This window comes from Roseivivax sp., from assembly GCF_054552075.1.
Genome location: NZ_JBTOLZ010000024.1, coordinates 48,219 through 56,244, shown reverse-complemented (window position 1 = coordinate 56,244; position 8,026 = coordinate 48,219). Strand labels below are relative to the sequence as shown.

Annotated in this window: 6 protein-coding genes; 3 read left to right on the top strand and 3 right to left on the bottom strand. The window is 67.5% G+C overall.

Annotation, left to right across the window (positions count from 1 at the left end):
* Positions 1 to 347 precede the first annotated feature (347 nt).
* On the bottom strand, positions 348 to 2,036 hold the full coding sequence (locus tag ACX938_RS16140; RefSeq protein ID WP_459431816.1) for an acyl-CoA dehydrogenase family protein: 1,689 nt from the start codon (positions 2,034 to 2,036) through the stop codon (positions 348 to 350).
* Between the two features lie 148 nt (positions 2,037 to 2,184).
* Here ACX938_RS16140 and ACX938_RS16135 point away from each other — a divergent pair, with 148 nt between their 5' ends.
* Positions 2,185 to 2,955 carry a sulfite exporter TauE/SafE family protein gene (locus ACX938_RS16135; RefSeq protein ID WP_232753929.1) on the top strand — a complete coding sequence of 257 codons (771 nt, stop codon included), beginning with the start codon at positions 2,185 to 2,187 and terminating at the stop codon, positions 2,953 to 2,955.
* 40 nt (positions 2,956 to 2,995) lie between these two features.
* Here ACX938_RS16135 and ACX938_RS16130 read toward each other — a convergent pair whose 3' ends face one another.
* Both ACX938_RS16130 and ACX938_RS16125 read right to left on the bottom strand, forming a co-directional pair.
* On the bottom strand, positions 2,996 to 3,526 hold the full coding sequence (locus tag ACX938_RS16130; protein ID WP_459431815.1) for a DUF3859 domain-containing protein: 531 nt from the start codon (positions 3,524 to 3,526) through the stop codon (positions 2,996 to 2,998).
* A gap of 111 nt (positions 3,527 to 3,637) precedes the next feature.
* Entirely contained in the window at positions 3,638 to 5,236 is a 1,599-nt protein-coding gene (locus tag ACX938_RS16125) for a phosphoenolpyruvate carboxykinase (RefSeq protein WP_459431814.1), read from the bottom strand.
* A 342-nt stretch (positions 5,237 to 5,578) separates the two neighbouring features.
* Between ACX938_RS16125 and ACX938_RS16120 the strand changes: the two genes are divergently transcribed.
* Both ACX938_RS16120 and ACX938_RS16115 read left to right on the top strand, forming a co-directional pair.
* The gene (locus ACX938_RS16120) at positions 5,579 to 6,280 is read left to right on the top strand and encodes a response regulator transcription factor (RefSeq protein ID WP_232753926.1); all 702 of its coding nucleotides are present in this window, start codon (positions 5,579 to 5,581) and stop codon (positions 6,278 to 6,280) included.
* A 6-nt stretch (positions 6,281 to 6,286) separates the two neighbouring features.
* Complete coding sequence (locus ACX938_RS16115; RefSeq protein WP_459431813.1) at positions 6,287 to 8,017, top strand: sensor N-terminal transmembrane domain-containing protein; 1,731 nt, start codon at positions 6,287 to 6,289, stop codon at positions 8,015 to 8,017.
* Positions 8,018 to 8,026 lie beyond the last annotated feature (9 nt).

Sequence of the window (8,026 nt, the reverse complement as noted above, 5' to 3'; positions counted from 1 at the left end):
GCCGGACCGGCCCCTTGGGCCGGCGCTCCTTGGAGTGGCGTGCTTAGCGTGGAGCTAGCCCTGACCTTGTTGGGATAAAGCGCATAGCTCAGAGGTCAGAAGCGCCGGCCCCCGGTCCGGCGCGCGCCCTGGGGTTGGGAGGGGTGAGAGGGGGGCACAGCGGCAGGGCGTCTGCGATTTCGCAAGCACTGATACCGGGCCAGTTGCGGCGCGCTAGCGGGCGGCTCGTTCAGGAACGGGGAGACCTGAGCTAGGAAGTCGAACCTTAGGCGATGCGCTGCGAACCTCAGCCGATGCGCCAGCCGATGCCCCCAGCCGAGCGCCCCGACCACCTCAACGCTCCCCCCTTACGCCAGCAACCGCCGCGCGATGACCTGCGCCTGGATCTCCGCCGCGCCTTCGAAGATGTTCAGGATCCGCGCGTCGCAGAGGATGCGGCTGATCGCGTATTCCAGCGCGAAGCCGTTGCCGCCGTGGATCTGCAGGGCGTTGTCCGCCGCCGCCCAGGCGACCCGCGCGCCCAGGAGCTTCGCCATGCCGGCCTCGAGGTCGCAGCGCCGGCCCTCGTCCTTTTCCCGCGCGGAGAAATAGGTCAGCTGCCGCGCCACCATGATCTCCACCGCCATCATCGCGAGCTTCGAGGCGACGCGGGGGAAGGCCACCAGGGGTTTGCCGAACTGCTTGCGGTCCTCGGCGTAGCCCATGCCCTCGTCGAGCGCCGATTGCGCCACGCCGATGGCGCGGGCGGCGGTCTGGATGCGGGCGCTCTCGAAGGTCTCCATGAGCTGCTTGAAGCCGCGGCCCTCCTCGCCGCCGAGAAGGTTCTCTCCGGCCACGCGGAAGTCGTCGAAATTGACGGTGTATTCCTTCATGCCGCGGTAGCCGAGCACCTCGATCTCGCCGCCCGAGATGCCGGGGTCGACGAAGGGCGCCTCGTCCGTGCCGGGCGTCTTCTCGGCCAGGAACATCGACAGGCCGCGGTAATCGTCCGTGCCCGGGACCGAGCGCGCCAGCACGGTCATCACATGGGTGCGGGCGGCATGGGTGATCCAGGTCTTGTTGCCGTTCAGCACCCAGTCGCCGTTGTCGTCCTTCTGCGCCTTGGTGCGCAGGCTGCCGAGGTCCGAGCCGGTGTTGGGCTCGGTGAAGACCGCGGTGGGCAGGATCTCGCCCGAGGCGAGGCCCGGCAGCCATTTCTCCTTCTGCGCGGGCGTGCCCCCGGCGATCACCAGCTCGGCGGCGATCTCGGACCGGGTGCCCAGCGAGCCCACGCCGATATAGCCGCGCGACAGCTCTTCGGAGACCACGCACATCGAGGCCTTGGAGAGGCCCAGCCCGCCGAACTCCTCGGGGATGGTGAGCCCGAAGACGCCCATCTCGGAAAGCTCCTCGATCACCTCCATCGGGATCAGCGCGTCCTTAAGGTGCCAGTCGTGGGCATGGGGCGCGATCTTGTCGAGCGTGTAGCGGCGGAACTGCTCGCGGATCATCTCGAGCTCCTCGTCGAGCCCGGTCTTGCCCACGGTGATCTCGGCGTTGCGCTCGCGCATGAGCTGGACCAGCCGCTCGCGCGCGCCTTGGGTGTTGCCGCCCTGGGTCAGCGCCATGACCGGCTCAGCCATGAGGACGCGCATGTCCTCCTGCGAGAGCCCGATGTCCTGCAGGCGCACGACCTCGCCCTGGTTCATCTGGATGCCGCCGTAGATCTGCCAGAGGTATTCGCCGAAGGCGATCTGGTGGATCAGCGCCTCGACCTCGCCGAAGGCGCCCTCGGCGTCGAGCTTCTCGGCCCAGGCCTGCATCTGGCGCAGCGCCTCGACGTAGGTGGCGAGCCAGGCGAGCCCGTGGGCGGCGGTCTGGTGTGCCTCGATCCGGGCGCCGGAGATGCGCTCGCCCTCGGTCACAAGGGCGCGCAGACGCTCGGTGGCCAGGCCCAGCACCTCCTCGGCGGGCGCCAGGGCGGCGCCGGTCAGCGCGAGAAGATCGGGCAGGGTGCTGCCCGCGGAGAGTGTCGGATCCTGACCGTCATGTGCCATGCTGCGCATCCCTTTCTGACTTCGGCCCCCGGCATAACCTCTTCGCAGGTGCAGCGCAACAAAGATACACGAGGATACCGCAAGTTGTTCAAATGTTGCGCAGCCGATTCCGCTGGCTGCCGCGCGCCTCTCTGGTAACACAGGGCCCATGGAGAGCTTTGTGGACCTTTTGTCACCCCTGGCCTGGGCCGGCGCGCTGGCCGTCACCCTGTTCGCCGGATTCGTCAAAGGCGTGGTCGGATTCGCCATGCCGATGATCATGATCTCGGGCCTCGGCTCGGTCCTGGCGCCCGAGCTGGCGCTGGCGGCGCTGATCCTGCCGACGCTGGTGTCGAACGGCATGCAGGCGCTGCGGCAGGGGCCCGCGGCGGCCTGGCAGTCGACCCGGAAGTTCCGCATCTTCCTGATCGTGGGCGGGGTGATGCTGGTGGCCTCGGCGCAGCTCGTGACGGTGATGCCGGTGGCGCTGATGCTGGCGCTGATCGGGGTGCCCATCGTGGCCTTCGCGCTGGCGCAGATCGCGGGCTGGGACGGGCGGCTGCCCGCCGGGCCCTCGCGCCGCTTCGAGGTGGGCATTGGCGCTTTCGCGGGCTTCATCGGCGGGTTCTCGGGGGTCTGGGGGCCGCCGACGGTGGCCTATCTCATGGCGCTCAACACCGAGAAGACCGAGCAGATCCGCGTGCAGGGCGTGATCTACGGGCTGGGCGCGGTGCTGCTGACCGTGGCGCATATGGGCTCGGGCGTCTTGAACGCGCAGACCGTCTGGCTGTCGCTGGCGATGATCCCGGCGGCGGTCGCGGGCATGTGGCTCGGCGGGCGGGTGCAGGACCGGTTCGACCAGCGGCTGTTCCGCCGGGCGACGCTCTGGGTGCTGCTGATCGCGGGGCTGAACCTGTTGCGCCGGGCGTTCTTCGCCTGAGGCGGGCCGGTCGGGGCCGCCCCTGCAACCTCTCGCGCGCTCAGGACAGCGGCAGCCCGCCGCAGACCGCCGCGATCTCGGGCGCCAGCTCCGCCGGGACCACCTGGAAGCGCGCCTCGTAGAGCAGCTCTCCCTCCCGTTCGGCGCGGATGATCCAGAGGCCGGGCACCCGCTCTTCTGGCAGATCGAAGGTATAGGCGTTGATCGAAGTGCCGCTGCCGCCAAGCTCGGTCACATAGGCCTGCCGGGTGTGGCCGCTCTCGCGGAAGGGCGGATGTTCGAGCGACAGGATCACCCCGTCGTAAAGCTGGCCGTCGATCGCGCTGCTTTTCACCCCGAAGCTCACGTCCGGCACGGCGGGCACGACGTCGGTCCGCCACTGGAACTCGGGCATGGCGTCGAAAAGCTCGATCTTGCCCGCGGCGGTGCCGGGCGCCGCCACCTCTCCGACCGAAGGCACGTCGCAGAAGACGCCCTGTTCGATGGCAAAGCGCGCGGGGTCATAGGCGACCTCGGCCGCGAGGGGCGCGGGCAGGGTCGCGAGGCTAAGGCAGAGAAGGGCGGGGCGCATACCGGTAATGGTGCGGCGCGCGGCGGGGCTGTCAATCGCCCGAGGGCTCAAAAGCACGACACCCCGGCGGGGCGCGCCGGGGTGTCTGGGATCCGTCGAGAGACGTGGGTCTCAGCCGATCGCCACGGCTTTCACGTCGTCGTCGATATAGGGCAGGTATTGCGCGAAGTTGTCGGCGAACATCTGCACCAGCTTCTCGGCCTGGGCGTCATAGGCGGCCTTGTCGTCCCAGGTGCGGCGCGGGTCGAGCAAGAGCTCAGCCACGCCCTCGACCTTGACCGGGACCTCGAAGCCGAAGTTCGGGTCCTTACGGTATTCGGCCGAGGAGAGCCGCCCCTCGAGTGCGGCCGACAGCAGCGAGCGGGTCGCTTTGATCGGCATCCGCGAGCCCTGGCCGTAGGCGCCGCCGGTCCAGCCGGTGTTGACCAGCCAGCAGGTGGCGCCGTGCTTGGCGATCTTGTCGCGCAGAAGGTTGCCGTAGACCTCGGGGCGGCGCGGCATGAAGGGCGCGCCGAAGCAGGTCGAGAAGGTCGGCTGCGGCTCGGTCACGCCGCGCTCGGTGCCGGCGACCTTGGCGGTGAAGCCCGAGAGGAAGTGATACATCGCCTGCGCCGGGGTCAGCCGCGCGATCGGCGGCAGCACCCCGAAGGCGTCGCAGGTCAGCATGATGATGTTCTTCGGATGTCCGCCAAGCGCCGAGCTCGAAGCGTTGGAGATATACTCCAGCGGGTAGGCGCAGCGCATGTTGGCGGTCAGGCTGTCGTCGTCGAAATCCAGCTCCAGCGTCTCGGGATCGTGGATCATGTTCTCGATCACGGTGCCGAACTTGGTGGTGGTGGCGTAGATCTCGGGCTCGGCCTCGGCCGAGAGGTTGATCGTCTTGGCGTAGCAGCCGCCCTCGAAGTTGAAGGTGCCGCGCTCGGACCAGCCGTGCTCGTCGTCGCCTATCAGGATGCGGTCGGGATCGGCCGAGAGCGTGGTCTTGCCGGTGCCCGAAAGCCCGAAGAAGATCGCCGTGTCCACCGGGTTGCCCTTGGCGTGGTTGGCCGAGCAATGCATCGGCATGACGCCCTTCTCGGGCAGGAGGTGGTTGAGCAGCGTGAAGACCGACTTCTTGTTCTCGCCGGCGTATTCGGTGTTGGCGATCAGGATCAGCTTGCGGTCGAAGTTCAGCGCGATCACCGTCTCGGAGCGGCAGCCGTGTTTCTTCGGGTCGGCCTTGAAGCTCGGGCTGTTGATGATGGTGAAATCGGCGGTGAAATCGTCGAGGCTCTCGGCGTCGGGACGGCGCAGCATGTGGCGGATGAACAGCCCGTGCCAAGCCAGCTCGGTGACCACCCGCACGTTGAGCTGATGCGTCGGATCGGCGCCGCCGAAGAGGTCCTGCACGAAGTATTCGCCGCCCTTCATGTGGGCGATCATGTCGTCATAGAGCGCGTCGAAGCCCTCGGGGGACATGGCGGCGTTGTTCTCCCACCAGATCGCGTCCTCGACCGAGGGGGTGCGCACCACGTGCTTGTCCTTGGGCGAGCGGCCGGTGAACTTGCCGGTGGTGACCAGGAAGGCGCCGCCGCGGCCCAGGGTGCCCTCGCCACGGCGCAGCGCGGCGTCGATCAGGGCGGGCTCGAGCTGGTTGTAATAGACGTTGCCGAGACCTTCGATCCCCTGGTCCTCGAGGCGAAAGTTCGGGTTGACCCGTCCAGATGTCATGGCTTGGCTCCTCCGGCCATCTGCTGCGTGATGCATGGCGAGGCGCGCCGGCAGCGGCGCGCAGCCGGACGTCGGGGCGCCCGGTACAGATCGCATAACACGCGGTTTTCCGGGCCGGAAAGGTGCCAAAGTGTCCGTTAGCGCAACCAAAAGCGGTTTAGCGCAATCATCTTGCGCGGCCATCCATCCATCCGGGCAAACCGTGGCCATTAAGCCGCGCGTTACGAAAATTGCGGTGAAATTGTGACGGTGCCCGGGGTGATTCGCAGATTGGAATTGTTCCGCCGACCGGCGGTGCGCATAATGCGCAGAAAAAACGTGAGCAGTACAAGGATGTCTCCGATGAACAAGATCGCTCTTGTGGACGACGACCGCAACATCCTGACCTCGGTGTCGATGACGCTCGAGGCCGAGGGGTTCGAGGTCGAGACCTACAACGACGGGCAGCAGGCGCTCGACGCATTCAACAAGAAGATGCCCGACATGGCCGTCTTCGACATCAAGATGCCCCGCATGGACGGCATGGACCTGCTGCAGCGGGTGCGCCAGAAGTCCAAGATGCCGGTCATCTTCCTGACCTCCAAGGACGACGAGATCGACGAGGTGCTCGGCCTGCGCATGGGCGCGGACGACTACGTGAAGAAGCCCTTCTCGCAGCGGCTGCTGGTCGAGCGCATCCGCGCGCTCCTGCGCCGCCAGGAGGCGCTGGCCACCAATACCGTCGGCGAGACCGAGGAAACCAAGCTGATGACCCGCGGGTCGCTGACCATGGACCCGCTGCGCCACTCGGTGACCTGGAAGGACCGCGACGTCTCGCTGACCGTGACCGAGTTCCTGCTGCTGCAGGCGCTGGCACAGCGTCCGGGCTTCGTGAAGTCGCGCGACCAGCTCATGGACGTGGCCTATGACGACCAGGTCTATGTCGACGACCGCACCATCGACAGCCACATCAAGCGGCTCAGAAAGAAGATGCGCTCGGTCGACGATGATTTCTCCGCGATCGAAACGCTCTATGGTATCGGATACCGCTACAACGAAGAGTGACGCCTTATGGCGCTTGCCGAGCGTATAAATGCGGACGAGGAGTCGCGCGACCAGGGCCGGCACGACGATGACGTCGTGCTGGGCGACGACTGGGTTGCGCCCGACGCCAACGTCGAGAAGGAGCTGCAGGAAAGCCGCGCGCGCCGCGGCCTTTTCGCGCTGAACCGGTCGCCGCTGACGCGGAAGATCATCATCTTCAACCTGATCGCGTTGAACATCCTCGTCGCGGGCATCCTCTATCTCAATTCCTCGCGCGACACGCTGGCGATCCAGCGCGCCTCGGCGATGGAATCCGAGGTCGAGCTGGTCGCCGATGTCTTCGAGGTGCAGCTCGCCGCCACCGGCACCGACGGCGCAGAGGCGCCGGGCATCGACGTCTCCGACACGCTCGCCGGGCTCGACCTGCGCGAGGGCGCGCGGCTCTTCGTCTTCGACACCGAACGCTTCCTGATCGGCGAGGCGCAGGGCAGCCTGCCGCTCAGCAACGCCCTGGCCGCCGAAAGCGCGCAGGAAAAGCCCACGGTGATCTCGGATTTCCTGGGCCGGGTCTGGCAGGCCATGGCCGGGGTCTTCAACATCCTCTCGGGCGATCCCGCCATCACCGAGGAGGACCGCGTCCGCCAGCTCATCGAGGCGCGCGGCCAGGACGGCACCCATGTGGTGCAGACCACCTCGGCCCAGGGCGAGACGCTCTTTACCGCGCTGACCCCGATCCAGAGCGGCGGGCAGGTGATCGGCACGCTGGGCCTCGTCTCCACCGCGCAGGAGATCGACACCGCGGTGCGGCTCGAACGCGACCGCGTGCTGCAGATGTTCGTGATCGCCACGCTGGTCTCGATCGGCCTCAGCCTGGTCCTGGCCTCGACCATCGCCAACCCGATCTCGGACCTGGCCGCTGCCGCCGAGATCGGCCGCGACCGCAACCGCCGCAGCGCCCAGCCGGGGCGCATCCGCATTCCCGACCTGACCGCCCGCCCCGACGAGATCGGGCGGCTTTCGGGCGCGCTGCGCGGCATGGTCGGCGCGCTTTACGACCGGATCGACAGCAACGAACAATTCGCCGCCGACGTCGCTCACGAGATCAAGAACCCGCTCGCCTCGCTGCGCTCGGCCATCGGCTCGCTCCGCATCGTCAAGAAGGACGAACACCGCGACAAGCTGCTCGACGTGATCGAGCACGACGTGCGCCGCCTCGACCGGCTGGTCTCGGACATCTCCAACGCCTCGCGGCTCGACAGCGAGCTGGTGAAAGAGGAAGAGCAGCAGTTCGACCTCCTGGAGATGGTCGGCAACCTGACCCAATACCTGGGCGAGGACGCGCGCCGGAAGGGCATCGAGTTCATCACCGACCTGCCGCCGCGGCCCATCGCCATCCACGGGCTCGAGGCGCGGCTGGCGCAGGTCTTCGTGAACCTGATCACCAATGCGATCTCCTTCTGCGAGGATGGCGACGCGATCCGGGTCTGGGCGCGCAAGCGTGACAACCGCGTGCTGGTGGTGGTCGAGGACACCGGGCCGGGCATCCCCGACCAGGCGCTCTCGAAGATCTTCAAGCGCTTCTACTCGCAGCGCCCCGAAGGCGACTTCGGCAACAACTCGGGCCTCGGGCTCGCGATCTCCAAGCAGATCGTCGAGGCCCATGGCGGCGTGATCTGGGCCGAGAACATCCGCCCGACCGAGGCCGACATCAGCTCCGAACCCCTGGGGGCGCGCTTCGTGGTCGGCCTGCCGATCTGAGGAGGTCGC

Bases quoted from the DNA above. Each gene is read 5' to 3' on its own strand.
- ACX938_RS16125 (WP_459431814.1), bottom strand. From the start codon at position 5,236: ATGACATCTGGACGGGTCAACCCGAACTTTCGCCTCGAGGACCAGGGG.
- ACX938_RS16135 (WP_232753929.1), top strand. From the start codon at position 2,185: ATGGAGAGCTTTGTGGACCTTTTGTCACCCCTGGCCTGGGCCGGCGCG.
- ACX938_RS16115 (WP_459431813.1), top strand. From the start codon at position 6,287: ATGGCGCTTGCCGAGCGTATAAATGCGGACGAGGAGTCGCGCGACCAG.
- ACX938_RS16120 (WP_232753926.1), top strand. From the start codon at position 5,579: ATGAACAAGATCGCTCTTGTGGACGACGACCGCAACATCCTGACCTCG.
- ACX938_RS16130 (WP_459431815.1), bottom strand. From the start codon at position 3,526: ATGCGCCCCGCCCTTCTCTGCCTTAGCCTCGCGACCCTGCCCGCGCCC.
- ACX938_RS16140 (WP_459431816.1), bottom strand. From the start codon at position 2,036: ATGGCACATGACGGTCAGGATCCGACACTCTCCGCGGGCAGCACCCTG.